We start from the raw sequence: 15143 nt of genomic DNA, 5'->3' as shown, positions 1-15143 counted from the left end.
AGGGTGACAAAGTTGAAAAAATATAGGAAAAGAATTGCCGACGATATTTTGAAAAGAAAGCTAGAAGGCAAAGGCGCAGTACTGATTGAAGGACCGAAATGGTGCGGAAAAACCACTACTGCAGAACAATATGCAGCAAGCGTTCTATATATGGACGACCCGGAAAAGAAAGAACAGAATATCGCTATGTCGGAACTAAGTCCAAAGCGATTACTGAATGGCGATACTCCAAGATTAATTGATGAATGGCAGCTCGCTCCAAAACTTTGGGATGCAATACGGTTTGAGGTGGATCATCGTAGTAAGCTTGGTCAGTTTATACTAACTGGTTCTGCCGTTCCTGCGGACACTACAGAAATTACTCACTCTGGTACTGGGCGCTTCACGTGGCTAACAATGAGACCAATGAGCTTGTATGAATCAGGTGATTCCACGGGCGAAGTTAGCTTGGAAAACCTTTTTTCGGGAACTAAGGATATTGAGGGTGATTCAAACTTAAGTATTGACCGCCTAGCTTTTCTTGTATGCCGTGGAGGATGGCCACAATCGGTGGATATGCGTGATGAAATTGCTTTAGATCAAGCTTTTGATTACTATGACGCTGTTGTACATTCCGACATTAATCGTGCAGATGACGTACAAAAGAATGCTGAAAAAGTTAAGCGTCTTATGCGCTCATACGCAAGGAATCAAGGAGCGCAAGTACCAAATACTGTGCTTTCGCAGGATATTTCCACTAACGAAGATACGCAAATTAGTGAGGAAACTGTTGCATCTTACGTTGATGCGCTTCGCAAAATATTTGTTGTAGAAGATATGCCTGCCTGGAATCCAAATCTAAGATCAAAAACTGCCATTCGTTCATCCGATACACGTTATTATATCGACCCATCTATAGCTGCAGCGGCTTTGGGGATTGGACCAAACGACTTGATAAATGACTTAAATACTTTCGGCTTTCTATTCGAGACACTTTGCGTCAGAGATTTGCGTATTTTTGCAGATTCTCTAGGCGGCGAGGTTTATCACTACAGAGATAAAGACGGACAGGAATGCGATGCAGTTATTCATTTAAGAAACGGTAAATACGGTCTTATTGAAATTAAACTCGGTGGCAGCAAGCTCATTGAAGATGGTGCAAAAAGCCTTAAAGCGATGAAAGATAAAATCGACACCGATAAAATGAACGCGCCATCTTTCCTTATGGTTTTAACTGGAACAGGTGACTTTGCGTATTGCCGTAAAGACGGTGTTTATGTTATTCCTATTGGCTGCTTAAAAAACTAATAGGAAGCCTTGCTCTGACAATAATGCGCTATACCTTTTTAACGATAGCCCTCGCTAAGCCCTGCTACACAAGAGCAAAATTGCACCCATCTAATCAGCCTTTGACATCAATACGACAGTCTCACATGTTTCAAGACTGCCCTGATGATAACTCTCCATCAAGAAGCTGATCTTAACGCTAGTTGCATGATGGAAGATGGCAATGGGAATGTCGTTGAAACGTGCGTATCTAAGGTATAATTTTGAGCTTAAGTATCCTTACTAACCGGGATTAGTCTTCGTAATCAATCCGTTCTATCTTGAAGATAACTGGTCTTGTTTCATCAGAACAGCAGGCTATCATTTCATTTACTTATCTATATACCATTCAGTTCATTTCGCAAAATAAAGACAAAGGCAATTTCGACAGCTGCAGCTGTTCCTGCAACAACAAATCCGCCAAAAAGATTTCCTAAAACAAGCGATAAAACAGGAATGATAATTGCGAAAACCCGGTAGGCTTTTGATTTGTACAGCCATGAATACGGCAGTAAATATGCGCCAAAGACCATTGCATACACCATAATCATTTTATCAGGTACGGCGTTAAACACCCATATTACAATGAGAAGATATAAAATCTGATTCATTGTAAATAAAAACCCTAAATTTCCCAGATCGTTGTCCTTTGAAAATATATCCACGCCAATTTTCTTCCCTATCAGCCATGACAGCGGAAGCATAGGCGTTGAACAACAAAACACCAAGATATTTTTCATCGCAATATTTATATCCAATGCTGTGACAACCGTAATCAATAACCATATTACGACGGACGTAAGAATAAACGGCAGACCTTTTTTCTGCTTTATGATGATATCATTCCTCAATTCATCTAAGCTCATTGATTTCTCCTTCAAATGCTAACACAATCTGATATTCCCCGTCGTGGCAGTGCAAAGGGACTACGGTAATCAATCCAAAACATAAGTGTTTCAAGTATCAAGGTTTGAGACTCCGCTTTAGCCTTCTGATTTTCTTCTTCCTCTCCACCGAATTCAATGATCATTGCTCCGGCATCAACGCGTATTCTGCGCCTTTCGAGACTCCGATAAGCGTAATTGTATCATGATCTATGTTTTCATAATCTATGTAAGAGAGTACATCTTCGAACTGCTCTAATGGTATCCTGGCTAATGTTTTCGGCTGATTCTTCTGTCCGAACATAAACAGAAATAATGTTTATGTAACGATCTCTTGCCATAATAGCGGGATTCATTAATATCTTTCATCTGAAATTATATGCTCTATTCCACTATGCTCCGATTTAAGATATTCTTTCATAAATGTCGGGTAAGCCTTGAACTTATCAAGCTCATCTATAGGTAACCAATGCATTGTCTCTTTAGCACCTGACTCTGTAGTACTATGGCTCGTAAAATCTCTTTTGCCCATGGGCTTCATCAAGTAGTAGAGTGTAAGCTCATGGAAATCTACTCCTTCTAAGCCGGAGCTGCCGATGAAGAAGTGCTCGTGTATGACGGCAAGGTGATCGACCTCGTAATTAAGACCTGTCTCTTCAAATACTTCTCTCTTAACGGCTTCTTCTGATGTCTCGCCCATGTGAACCGCTCCGCCAACTGAGTAGTAATAGTCGTCCTCATCATTTCCTGCAAATAGCACACAACCTTCTTCTACTATGATGGCTGCTGCTCTATATCTAAATGCTTTTTTATCGTTAATAAATCCGCAATTATGTTCCATAGTTTACTCCTTTATTTTTTATCTAATGACTGTGACTTATGGTTCAAATGCAAACAAGTTCCCAATCTGAATTGAAAATCCAAGTGATTGATACATTTGTATATCACACTGTGCACAAGCAACAATCATTGAACTTATTGCACTCGACCCTAGAGCGTTGATATCTTCCCCCAAACAGCCAAACTGCACTCAAAAACCGCGAGAACCCAGCTTAAAGCCGCCCCGCATTAAACCTTTTAACGATAGTCCTCGCTAACCCCTGCTACACAAGGGCAAAAATGCACCCACCTAATCAGCTTTTGACATCAATACGACACTCTCGACGTGCATCAAAGTCAAGTGAAAGATTATAGTTACGTGGAAAATGCTCTTCAGTAGCATACTCCACATCATCTTTATTCGGCTCATAACCATGCTTAAGATTAAAATGCTGGATATATTCTTCTTTCCAAGCTTCAATTTCAGCTTTTTCTTCAACAGTTCTAGTAGGACGCAGGTTCTTATTGTTGTAGTAAACCTCACTGTCATCCATTGAGTGAAGCATCTTAATATCCGCTTCAGTGACACCATTTTCGCCAGGTTTAATCTCGATAGTTCCTTCACTATAACTACCATCTTCATTACGAACACAACTTGTGTACTTATATGTTGCTCGATCGTTGCTATTAGTTTTGCGAGTCTTCATGCTCACCCTTCCCGCCTGCAGCGGTAGGGTGAAGACACATACAAAAAAGAGCCGATACTTTATGAAGTACCGACTCTAATACCTGAAAAACAGCCATAGTAGAATAGAGGTACTTCATAGGAGTCATGAAAAAACCATGAGGATCCTATTGACGTATCTCATCGCCCTATAGCTAATCAGGCTTTAACTGTTTATTAGTAGTGTCTTATTGATTAATCATTAACCACAATCTTGTTAATTGTTCCAAAAATTCTTATAACATTTACCAGCTCTTTCTTAAAACCCGTATCATGAGTGTAAAAAAGAGTGGAATAATCTCGTTTTTATAACAGTTTGACATGTAAAAACCACACTTGCCTTGAAAGCTACGTGCTTTGAGGTTTAAGCGTTAACAATGTTTTCACCCCCCTTCTCGTTAAACAACACTCGTTTTAGAAAACAAAACGAGCATTAGCCACGCTCTAATAGAGTCCCAACCGCGGCTAATAAAGTCCCAACTGTATTTAATACAATCCCAACAAATCTAATATAATCCCAACCGTATTAATATCAGAAATCCTCACTCCGCAAAAAGTGTTATAGGCCTAACTACTTTTAGTGTTACCGTTAGAGCTTCTGATTAAAACACTTCAGATAAAACGTTCAAGTTATTACTATGCTAAAAATGCTCTTCAAAAACCTGACAAATACGCACATATACGAGGTTGCATACACAAGATTGCAGAAGAAAACTTCTTTACTTATGGCTCTCCTAGAATATGGTTAGTATTGAGAACTAAAGGTATTAAAGTATCTGAAAAAGTAGTAAGACGGCTCATGAAAGAAGAGTTAATTGAGGTTAGATATGCCAGGCGTAAAAGACGCTATTCAAGTTACATAGGAGAAATTACTCCCGCATGTAGTAACATCGTTAATAATAATTTTCATGCAGATTCACCTAATAAGATTTGGCTTACAGACATTACTGAGTTTTCAGCAAAAGAGTCAAAACTCTATTTAAGCCCTATGATTGACTGTTTTGATAGTAAAGTGGCCTCTTACGCTCTTTCAAACCACCCAGATCAGTGTCTTGTAGATGAAATGTTAGAAGGGGCTTTAACTACCCTTGACACTACAGAATGTAAAAGCTTAGTTATTCATACCGATAGATGAAATCACTATAGAGGTGGCAGGTGGATTGAGAAATTAGAAGGTCTTGGTATTACACGCTCCATGTCAAGAAAAGGAAACAGTGGAGATAATGCTGCCTGTGAAGGCTTTTTTAGACGAATGAAAACAGAAATGTATTATCCACTTAACTGGGATAGTACAGAAGAATTACGTCAAGCTATTCATACTTATATTGATTTTTACAACAATCACAGAATTAAAATGGGGATTAAAAGACAATTATGGAACATCGTGCTATGGTTGCACAAAATGTCTAAAAATTGTCCTAAGCCCCAAGCGACATTTTTATGTCGCCAAAATTGTCGCTTTGTCGCCAATGGATACAAAATTTAGTCATTTTGCTTAGAGTTAAGAACGTTCAATAAGTTTATAATTTCATCAAGTACGCTTGAAAATGTGATTCCTTTTGTATAACTATATTTTTAAGCAAGTTATCGTGGTAGATTTTGCTAGCTAGAATAAGTCGTCGTGAGATTCTAAGCGTAGAAATATAATGCAATCTTCTTTAACTTGATACAACAGTAGAACATCTGCAGACACATGCAATTCATGCACGCCTTTATATGAGCCTTTAAGAATATGATCTCTATAAGTTGCAAGTTCGCGAGAATCTGCACCATTGCAAATAAGTCTTACAATATTGATTACTTGCTCAATATCGTAATGCTTCTGCTTATATTTCTTAACATCTCGCAGATAGATTGGACTATAAAATGGCGGTTTAGGCATTGCGCATCAGCTCAGCAAAATCGTCTACAGTACCTGCAGCTATTGGTTTTTCTTTCATAGCTTCATCAATAGCATGCTCATATGGAGAACTTTCAAGTGAAAATGGGAAACGTTGCGTATTTACAATCTGATATAAAAATAGGTTGACTGCTGAACTCATATCAAGACCATAATGTTCAAGAACTTGCGATGCGCTATCCCGTATTTCTGGATTAACTCTTACACTTAATCTGCCTGTTCTAGCTGTTTTTGTAGAAGTCATGTCGTTTCCTTTAAGCTCAAAATCATGAATTTGTTATTCATGCTTTGCTTTATTATAACAGACCTACAGCACCCAACGTAATACCAAAGTAGCACCATTGTGCACACAATTATTACTAAATCGCGCGTTATCGTGGCAAAAATTGCAAAATTAGCAAAAACTGCCACGATAACTGGTATAACATAGCAACGAAGCAGCATTCTGCATTGCAAATTAACCGCCTACTTGCATCTGCTGCACAAAGGTTCGTCCAAATACTCGATTGAAGCGCAAGAAAGCACAATAAGCATCTTGCGCAATGGCTATTTCTCTGCATGAAGCGGAACATGTACATTAATAATCCACGAATCGCCATCTTCAATAACTTTAAAAGTTCCACCAACGCGTTCCGCAAGCATCTTATGAAAACGCAGTCCATATCCTAATTGCAAGTTAGCAAGAATACCTCGTTGCGCACTATTTATACACGTAATATGACATTCATGGTCATTAAGCATTACATTCATGGCGTATTCTTTAGGCTTTGCAGCATGCTTTTTTACGTTCGTAAGCAGTTCTCGGCAAATATACTCAATTTGAGCACATTCTTCAAAAGGCAAATGGATTGATTGAGAATCTTCAGTAGCTAAATCACTACTCAAGTCAATGGAACCAATATAGCCAAGCTTTTCAAATGACTTTTGTTCACAGTCAAATAAAACGCGTAAGCCTGTACAAAAATCTTTATAACATGTAGTCGATTGCATAACATCGCCAGTGCTTGCAGTTGTAGCATTGTCAAGAAGAGAAATGATATTACGTGCTCTATGAACAGTTGTAGTAGCACGTTGAAGAATCTCTCGCGAATTTTCACGCTCTTGCTCATGAGTCGTTTGAGGTTCAATAGATTGTTGAGCCATCATCATAATGCTGGAAAGCTCATTAGTTACTTCATCGTGCATGCGAATTGCTGCAATAGTGGCATATTTTTGAAAAACGTTGTAACGCTGTGCAAATAACTGTTCCTGTTGTTGGTGAATAGTAGAAATATAGTATTTTACGATTGCGCTAGAAATAAGAGTGATAAGAAGCCACCACGCTAACACATAAGCGTTTTGAAAATCGCAGATAATAAAGAACCATGAAGATACTCCGCAAGAAGAAAGCACGGTGTACCAAGGTTGAGTAATTACAGCAATTGCCAAACAAATCAATATGGTAAGCATCATAGATGAGTAGTTGATATTTGGCGCAATAATTACCAACGGCATCCAAATAAGTACAATAAAAGATGCTTTACGTGGCCATATTGCAATACATAAGCAGATTACAATCCATACTATTTCAACCGTAATGGCATGCCAATTAGAGTAGTAATGAAGATTATTATAGGAACAAATCTCAAGAATCAAAGTACAACTTATGATCACACCAATTCCAATTTTCTGCCAGGCATCATGCGGCAAAAAATTGATCATACGCGTTAATAATTTCATAACTACCTACTTTTACACGTTAATTTCTTACACGTTATATGTCATGTGAATATTTTGCGAGCACAGCAAGCGCCTGCATGCGACTTTTAACTTGAAGTTTTCCATAAATACGCCGTAAATGCGTGTTGACTGTTGAAACTTTCACATTAAGCTGATCTGCAATCTCTTTCGTAGAATACCCCTGTTTGCACAAGCGCATAATTTCCGATTCTTGAGGAGACAAAACTGAAGTCTTCGAAAGTTGAGAAATCATATTAAATGATTCTTGCGGAGTGTGAAAATAGTCAATATATTGTGGCAATTCTGGGCAACCATAGCTCGCTGCGCGCGATTGGATAGCTGCAACTACGTCTGCTAAATTGTCTTTATGCACTAGCGCTTGACCACCCGACTTAGCAACTTGCAATACGTATTCATCCAGCATGTAGGAAGTAATGCCAATTAAAACAATATTGCTATTGCGCTCGCGAATTGCTTTAATTACATCAACACCACTCATTTCTCTCATTGACATATCTACTAAAAGTACGTCAGGAGTATTTTCTGTAACGCAACGATGAATAGCTTGTTTTGCAGAAGAACACATCCATGCACAAACAAAGTTTTCAGGCAAACGACTTTTCAGAAGAAGTTGCATATATCGCAATACAAGCGTGTCATTATCAACAATTGCATAAGTAGTGTTCATACAATATATGATATCTTGTTTTGGAATTTGCTTGTCAATAGATGTTTAGAATGATGATTAAAATGCTTCGGCTCTGTCGCAAAGTAATTGTGCGATAAAGCCAAAGCATTATTTTCATATTTTGCAATACAAAATTGCAATACATGCATCATAAATCTATGACAAAAGTGAACAATTTATTACTATTTCATCCAAAAATGAGGCATTTCCCAGCGCCAATTGCGATTGATGCTACGATACCTGCAACATTCACCTTCAATCCAAATTTAGCGATTTGTTTTGCAAGGAATTTAGCAAGCTTATCCCAAGCATGCCCTTCAATATAAGCTTTAAAATCACCACTGGAAAGCAGTTGAGCAATATCCATCCCAGGAATTAAACCTATAAGTTCGCCGCCCATGCAAGACCAAAAATCCTTATCTTGGCTATTCGCGCGGATTGCGTCCAACAGGTTATCATTTGTATATACTTGTCGAATACCTTCAGCAATGTATGCGGCCATTACTTTTCCATATTTCATCTTAAGGAGCTCATCTTTAACAGAAACCACGCCATTCTTATAACTGCTAGCTTCTTCAAAAATAAAACGAACTTCTTGTTCAATTTTCTTAACATCCTGTTGTACAATAGCTGTAGACTTATTTTCAGTCGCTTCCGCAGCTGGAATTGTTGTTGACAAGAATCCGAAAGACAAAACAGTCACAATCAGTGATGTTACAATCTTTTTTACCTTTAACATAACCGTATCTCCTTACTTAATGTGCGATTGTATTGTTTTTCTCAAATTATCAAGATTGTACACATTAAAGTGCCATACGCTAGCACTTTCCGTTGGTACACTCCATTCTTCGGTTTTACTATTGACAGTAAAGCGAATTATTTGAGTTGTTGGCTTATTTATAACTTCAAAATTAGTGAGTTGATTCCACGGAATGCGACGAAGATGCTTATCGTCTAATTTAGCTAGATTACCCGAGCCTAAAATGGCATTCGGATTAACCACAATAAACTCATTATTAGTGGCAGCGACAATACGCGCATCAACGCCTTGCGCTACATAGAATAATTTAGGTAACAAAAATAGTTTGATTAAATCTTTCCACCAAGGGTCGTATTTCATTGTAAATACATACGTCTTATCAACTGAAAGATTGTGATCTTTAAAATACTTGACGATATCTTCTTCTCGTATACCGCGCAAAGGATTAGTCATAATAAGCACCTCCTCGTGATTCTCGTTTTGTAAATTACCAACATACTAACGTGCAGATTTTATCTACACAAATAGGTGTACCTATTTTTAACGATAGTGCTTTTAGAAAACTTTTTAAAAAAACTTTTACTATTAGTAGTTTGTATGTTCCTAACAACCAACATTTAAAAATATTTACATTTTGGAACCATTCTTAAATAAAGACATATTTATGGAGCTATCGTGGCAGTTTTTGCTAATTTTGCAATTTCTGCCACGATAACTTGTTATTTTTGAGTTTTATAAGTCCTGTAATGCAATTCTTTTATCTTCTGCAGACTGCTTAGATGACTTATCGTCTTTCTTAAGAGAATGCGCATATCGAATAAGACTTCTTGCAATAAAGAACACTAAAGCACATATAGCAAGTACGATAAGAATGTCAATTATCGGACCAAATAATGCATAGCTCACGATTCATCCTTTCTTTTTCTATATTCGTTTATGAGTGTTCGAGCTGTGTCAACATCGTATTTATCGTCAATAGCAAGACTCTTTACTAAAAGAACGAACGGATCTTCTGGTTCATTGTCGCTTATGCGCAGTTTTTCAATAAGTCTGTTAAGCCTGGTTCTCATCGTTGGGTAAGAGACTTGATACATTTGCGACATTTCTTTTAACGATCCAGACGATAATACAAAGTTCTTTATAAACGACATATCTTCGTCTGTGAGATTAGCCATCCATTTTGGAATATGATCCATATCACCCCTTTCTTCAACCTATAAAACTTTAATTAAATTAAACTTTTATTAAAAATATTAAAGTTGTTGTATGGGTTTGTCAAGAATGAGCATGAGAGATATGACGTAAAGGGGGGCTTAGGGCAATTTTAACCTATAACTCCAATCCTTATTTTTGTTTTACGCCTTCGATTCGCTGAGCTTGCTCAAAGTTGAAAGCACAGTGTGCTTTCAACGCGAGCGAAGTACGTTAACATCCTGTGCACTCAACCCTAGAGCGTCGACATCTTCCCTCATACAGCAAAATCGCACTCAAAAACCGCGAGAACCCAGCTTGAAGCCGCTTCGCATTAAACCTTTTAACGATAGCCCTCGCTAAGCCTTGCTACACAAAGCTTTCAATGCACCCAGCTAATCAATCTTTGACATCAACACTACAGTCTCCACGTGGCACGATAGGTCCGGATTGATGTCAGTCATCAGGAACCTATTCAGACTAATACGAAATGTGGCAACATATCTCCGTTTGTTAGTGGAAACATATCCACAAATTCTATAGCAGAAAATTCTTGATACATTCCGCTATCCATATCACGGTCTGAACCTCGCCCATCCAAGGAAAAAGTTCAACTTTTTTATTTGTTTCTACTATTTATAGTGATTCCAACATAAAAGTCAAATCTTGCGAGGAACCGCCATCGCCTCAATCTTGTCCGTTCTTCCTACAAAAACAGGTCAACAGATATTTTTCGTCCTAACTGATAGCCAGGTTTCCGTGCACTCGACCTTATCATACCTGAAAATCCTGCATTGAACGAGAGAAACATTTTAACTATTTCTTTGCATTTTCTTCCAGTTCCAACATGTATTTATCAAAGTCAGACATGAACAATCTGTCCTGAATAACACGATACTTTTCAAATTCAGTCTCGGCTTTAGCCTTGGCAATCTCTGCCGTAATCTTTCCTGCATCCTGAAGGACCTCTCTGTCATCAGCCATCAGGAATAGATCCAGACGCTTTGCCCAGTCCTCCATTGTCATCGGAATGTGACGTTCAGCACGATCCTCTGCCAGATCTAAATACGCTGAAACAATACGCTCCAATGAACGCATTTCCTGATCAGAAAGATAATTTTTTGCAACAGTCACATCACTTTTTACGATCTTGCCTTCTGGTACTGCTGCCCATGTAGTTAATCCCATATGCGGCTTGCCTGCATCTGCTCGCTCATAAATTAACTCTGCTGCCGTATGTCCGTGAACTGCATAATGCATCTTGTTCTGCACCTTTGCAAAAAACTGCTTTGTCGTTTTTGCTGTGCGGTCATAATCAAGAGCTGTAGCATAGATGTCCGTTATCTTCTGATAGAATCTACGCTCAGATAAACGAATCTCACGAATCTGCTCAAGCAAACGATCAAAATATTCTGTTGTGAGCACGGAACCACCGTTTTTTAAACGCTCATCATCCATAACCCATCCTTTGATGGTATAGTCCTTTACGATGCCATTAGCCCATTTACGAAACTGCACTGCTCGTTCATTATTCACCTTGAACCCAACAGCAATAATCATTTGAAGATTATAATGTTTCATATCACGAGTAATCTGACGTGAACCTTCGGTTTGAACTATCCGGAAATTCCGGATAGTTGTATCTTCCTCAAGCTCTAAGTCGGAATAAATCTTCTTAATATGCTCATTAATTGTACGAACATCCACGCCATACAGCGTGGCCATCATCTTCTGTGTCAGCCATATGTTTTCGTCCTCATAGCGCATCTCAATACTGTCCTGCTGATCGCCGACAGAGGCAACATAGGTCAGATATTCTGCCGCACTGGAACGAATGGTTATTTCATCTTTTTTCTTTTTCAAATAAGAGACCTCCTTCTTCGATAAATCACTCTATAATAAACAATGAATGAATTTCTGTATGCTCTCATCGCCCATGACAACGCTTATACTTCTTCCCACTTCCACATGGACACAATTCATTGCGGCCTATCTTCTTCGGCCAATTTGCTCTTTCCTGAACCATAATAGGAATTTTTCCGTCATGCATAAGTTCAAGTTCCCTAAGACGATATAAATATTCAGAGACTCCCAATATAGCTTGAAACATACACATTGCCTCATTTTCAAATTCAAGCAAATATTCTGTTTTCTTTTTTGTTCTATCTTTCGGATTAGGAATATAAGTTATCAGCTGGTCTACTGAATTGTATTCAACATCATTATGACCGATAGCATTTCTCAATTTCGCATTCACGAGGATTTTCAAAAAGCCTGTATAGTCCTCAGAATCCAAGCAAAAATGATATCTTGATGCTTTTGTGAGTTTAATATAATCCTCTAAAAACTTTACATTTTTCTCAATCGGATTCATAGCATTGATATCAGACCTATACTTAATATTGTTAAGAGCAACAGGAATAATCATCAAATTACCTAATGCCTCATAAACATCCAGATAAAACTGTTTTACACTATCAAAACTGCTCGTTGTGGAACCTTCGTATTCAAAATCAAAAGAATTATCTTTACAGTATTGTATAGCCAATGCAGGTATAAGTCTTTGATATACGACCATAAACTCATCGTAGACCTTGTAGATCAGTTCCTGTAATTCTTCAAGGTGGAATCCATCATGAGAATTAAGGAACTCAATCAGGTCTTTCATTTGCGCTGAATCCATTTTCAATATTCCAGTGCTAAACGAAAGGTCATTATAGATATCTTTTCTTAATGATGAATAAAATCCATATACCTCAATCATATGGACAGCTCTCAATGTTTCGAATTCATCTCTACATTGAAAAAAATGACCAGAAAACTCCTTTTGAATCTCTTGAGTTAAGTATTCGCTATTGTTTTTTGCTAAATTGAGAATTCTTTTATAGTTCTTCCACTTTTTGGCAGTTACGTTCAACTTAGACACATCTTGTCCAAATTCCTCATAAGAATCATTCGTTTTCATACAATTCATATATCGAATAAACGGTGTAATCACTAGTCTCTCTAAATCAGCTGCTTCTACTTGTTTTAAGGTAGGAAATTCACCAGAACACTCAATAATGTAATCCGCATTTTCGCCCTGAACTTCATCAGCATTATCAAAAGAAAAACTTAACCCCGGACGATCTTGCCCTATCTTCACGCTACCAGACAAAGAGGTTCCACATTTACCGCATGCTACTTCTATCGGATGTTCTTCTTGACAGCCAACTTGTAAACGAACTCTAGTAATACATCCGCAAACCTGACATTTTATAAAAGTATTAAAAACCATAAAACCTGCCTCCTTTCGCTGGATTACATAAACATATCATCGTTCCAAACGAGTTTTACCAAGTCAATGAGTACTGCTATTCTTTCAGCAATTTCATTCTTACCAAATGAAGCATACGATTTGAAGCCAAGATTATTATCTAAAACGAACTTCTTAAATTGGGGATTATTCTGATATGCCAGATCACCAAGTGATTCAGTATAGATATTTCCTTCATTGGAACAGTACTTTTTCAGTTTGTAATCATACTTTGCATCATTTAAGCTTGCATTGATGCTCTTATGAAGAAGCAATAACGCACCGATGCTATTTCTCCAACGTCTGAAATCGTCTCGGTCAGAATATTCCGCGGTAAACCATTCATAATGGTCTGTAATAATGTGCTCAATCTCAAATGGATTCTTTGTTTGAGTGTTCATGTAATTGCAGTAGTTTGATGCAACACCAGTATGTTCTTCAATAAATCCTGTAATACGTGCAAGGATATTCTTAATGTATTTCTTAGTAAAGCTGTTAAGTCCTAAATTACTTAATGCTGCTGCCGGGTCAAATGCGAGATTGATATACTGCTGTTCTAATTTCTGTTTCAATGTAGGTATGTCTGTCATGCGGATATCCTTAGTAACATTGAAAACAAAGTTTTTAATTGTGCTGTAATTTACAGAGCTGCACTTCGTTACTCTGGATACAATCAAAACATCAATAAATCTTGCTACCAGATTAATCTTCTCAATAATAACTGGCCATGAATCTTCATAACATACAGGTGCTAATAATAGCTGTGGCTGTAATGTGAAGTTAACTTGCGCATTGTAATATACATACTTTGTTTCTTCAGCGAACGTTGTTTCTGCCTGACGGATACGCTCATAAACCTCTGCGAATTTTGCAAATTTCTTTATGAACAACTCAAAGTCATCGGAACCATTAAGTCCCAGCTTATCACGTTCATCTCGTACCCATTTGTGGAAGAAACCGCCGATGATATCAAAATCCTTATTTACTGCACCAGCTTTTGCTTCACGAATTGTTTCTGCATAGTGAGCTCTCAACCATGCCTTAATAAAGATCTCATCGCCTTTGTCATCGTACTTCTTCAAAGTAAGAACTTTTTCTTTCCAAAGGCCATTCATTTTTTCTCGTATGGAGTCAGATTTTATCTCCGAAAGCAAATAGCCCTTCAACATTTCGGTGGATGTCAAACTCAAACCACGATCATTCATTGTAACGAATATCTTATGAGCGTCCTGTTCTGTTGTTGCTACAATCTCAATAAAGAATACTTTCTCCGCAACCCAATCACAAAAATGCAGCAACATATCATCTGTAATGCATGCCGGGAAAACATCCTGAATATCTTGATAACGACCATATAGATTTTTTACGGACTCACCAGCACCAGTAGTATCAAAGTCAGTATCGTTGAAAATTGCATTCATACAATCCTGCCGGTCATCTACATTGATATTAAAAGACTTCGAGCCAAAGGACTCAGAGAAAATCATGGTCTCAATCATGTTATAACTCTGACCGATGCTCTTTAATCTGTTATTAAGATACATCAGTAGCAATGTCAAAGATGAGAATCTTTGCTGACCATCGATAATAGCATTCTCCCTACCAGCTAATACAATGGATCCCATAAAATACGCTCCATAATCAGCAACTGCTAGTCTAGAGTCCCCCGGATGATAATACTCTAAAAATTCCGAAGTTAAATCGTCTATCAGTTCTTCAATATGCTTTCTCTGCCACATATACTCACGCTGATAATAATGAATTGAATATTTTGTATTCTGCAAAAGCTGCTTGAGATTCTTTGGTGAACCTTCTATCTTTTTCATTAAGCTTCCTCCTCCAGAAACAGTTCCGGTGT

At 37.8% G+C, this 15143-nt stretch carries 17 protein-coding genes; 3 read left to right on the top strand and 14 right to left on the bottom strand.

Annotation, left to right across the window (positions count from 1 at the left end):
* Positions 1 to 12: 12 nt before the first annotated feature.
* Positions 13 to 1287 carry an ATP-binding protein gene (locus D0T18_RS04480; RefSeq protein WP_205411950.1) on the top strand — a complete coding sequence of 425 codons (1275 nt, stop codon included), beginning with the start codon at positions 13 to 15 and terminating at the stop codon, positions 1285 to 1287.
* Positions 1288 to 1643: 356 nt separating this feature from the next.
* Here D0T18_RS04480 and D0T18_RS04475 read toward each other — a convergent pair whose 3' ends face one another.
* The 3 genes from D0T18_RS04475 to D0T18_RS04455 all read right to left on the bottom strand — a co-directional run bounded on the left by D0T18_RS04475 (position 1644) and on the right by D0T18_RS04455 (position 3715).
* Positions 1644 to 2171, bottom strand: a complete 528-nt coding sequence (locus D0T18_RS04475; protein ID WP_116440564.1) for a DUF7010 family protein — start codon at positions 2169 to 2171, stop codon at positions 1644 to 1646.
* Between the two features lie 373 nt (positions 2172 to 2544).
* Positions 2545 to 3030: an NUDIX hydrolase gene (locus D0T18_RS04465; RefSeq protein WP_041160480.1), complete on the bottom strand. Its 486-nt coding sequence runs from the start codon at positions 3028 to 3030 to the stop codon at positions 2545 to 2547.
* 292 nt (positions 3031 to 3322) lie between these two features.
* Positions 3323 to 3715, bottom strand: a complete 393-nt coding sequence (locus tag D0T18_RS04455; RefSeq protein ID WP_012913987.1) for a hypothetical protein — start codon at positions 3713 to 3715, stop codon at positions 3323 to 3325.
* Between the two features lie 597 nt (positions 3716 to 4312).
* Here D0T18_RS04455 and D0T18_RS04450 point away from each other — a divergent pair.
* Positions 4313 to 4867, top strand: coding sequence for an IS3 family transposase (locus tag D0T18_RS04450; RefSeq protein WP_116440563.1), 555 nt, complete (start codon positions 4313 to 4315; stop codon positions 4865 to 4867).
* A gap of 24 nt (positions 4868 to 4891) precedes the next feature.
* A complete protein-coding gene (locus D0T18_RS04445) occupies positions 4892 to 5218 on the top strand; it encodes an IS3 family transposase (RefSeq protein WP_338029251.1) in 327 nt (108 codons plus the stop codon).
* Positions 5219 to 5338: 120 nt separating this feature from the next.
* Here D0T18_RS04445 and D0T18_RS04435 read toward each other — a convergent pair whose 3' ends face one another.
* From D0T18_RS04435 to D0T18_RS04380, 11 genes are all read right to left on the bottom strand, one after another.
* A complete protein-coding gene (locus tag D0T18_RS04435; protein WP_116440561.1) occupies positions 5339 to 5614 on the bottom strand; it encodes a type II toxin-antitoxin system RelE/ParE family toxin in 276 nt (91 codons plus the stop codon).
* Positions 5607 to 5876, bottom strand: a complete 270-nt coding sequence (locus D0T18_RS04430) for a type II toxin-antitoxin system RelB/DinJ family antitoxin (protein WP_004110348.1) — start codon at positions 5874 to 5876, stop codon at positions 5607 to 5609. The genes D0T18_RS04435 and D0T18_RS04430 overlap by 8 nt, the downstream gene beginning before the upstream one ends.
* Before the next feature lie 302 nt (positions 5877 to 6178).
* Positions 6179 to 7351, bottom strand: coding sequence for a sensor histidine kinase (locus D0T18_RS04420; RefSeq protein ID WP_116440560.1), 1173 nt, complete (start codon positions 7349 to 7351; stop codon positions 6179 to 6181).
* A 34-nt stretch (positions 7352 to 7385) separates the two neighbouring features.
* Positions 7386 to 8039, bottom strand: coding sequence for a response regulator transcription factor (locus D0T18_RS04415; protein ID WP_116440559.1), 654 nt, complete (start codon positions 8037 to 8039; stop codon positions 7386 to 7388).
* A 187-nt stretch (positions 8040 to 8226) separates the two neighbouring features.
* The gene (locus D0T18_RS04410) at positions 8227 to 8778 is read right to left on the bottom strand and encodes a hypothetical protein (protein ID WP_076002703.1); all 552 of its coding nucleotides are present in this window, start codon (positions 8776 to 8778) and stop codon (positions 8227 to 8229) included.
* Positions 8779 to 8790: 12 nt separating this feature from the next.
* Positions 8791 to 9252: a hypothetical protein gene (locus D0T18_RS04405; RefSeq protein WP_004110362.1), complete on the bottom strand. Its 462-nt coding sequence runs from the start codon at positions 9250 to 9252 to the stop codon at positions 8791 to 8793.
* Positions 9253 to 9531: 279 nt separating this feature from the next.
* Positions 9532 to 9705: a hypothetical protein gene (locus tag D0T18_RS04400; RefSeq protein ID WP_116440558.1), complete on the bottom strand. Its 174-nt coding sequence runs from the start codon at positions 9703 to 9705 to the stop codon at positions 9532 to 9534.
* Positions 9702 to 9995, bottom strand: coding sequence for a DUF2089 family protein (locus tag D0T18_RS04395; RefSeq protein ID WP_116440557.1), 294 nt, complete (start codon positions 9993 to 9995; stop codon positions 9702 to 9704). Before D0T18_RS04395 ends, D0T18_RS04400 begins: the two co-directional genes overlap by 4 nt.
* Before the next feature lie 811 nt (positions 9996 to 10806).
* Positions 10807 to 11853, bottom strand: coding sequence for a virulence RhuM family protein (locus tag D0T18_RS04390; RefSeq protein ID WP_116440556.1), 1047 nt, complete (start codon positions 11851 to 11853; stop codon positions 10807 to 10809).
* Positions 11854 to 11917: 64 nt separating this feature from the next.
* Complete coding sequence (locus D0T18_RS04385; protein ID WP_116440555.1) at positions 11918 to 13267, bottom strand: SEC-C metal-binding domain-containing protein; 1350 nt, start codon at positions 13265 to 13267, stop codon at positions 11918 to 11920.
* A gap of 23 nt (positions 13268 to 13290) precedes the next feature.
* Positions 13291 to 15111, bottom strand: coding sequence for a DUF262 domain-containing protein (locus tag D0T18_RS04380; protein ID WP_116440554.1), 1821 nt, complete (start codon positions 15109 to 15111; stop codon positions 13291 to 13293).
* Positions 15112 to 15143 lie beyond the last annotated feature (32 nt).

This window comes from Gardnerella swidsinskii (genome assembly GCF_003397705.1).
GTDB lineage: Bacteria > Actinomycetota > Actinomycetes > Actinomycetales > Bifidobacteriaceae > Bifidobacterium > Bifidobacterium swidsinskii.
Note: the sequence above shows the minus strand (reverse complement) of the source record. Positions and strands in the feature narration are given on the sequence as shown.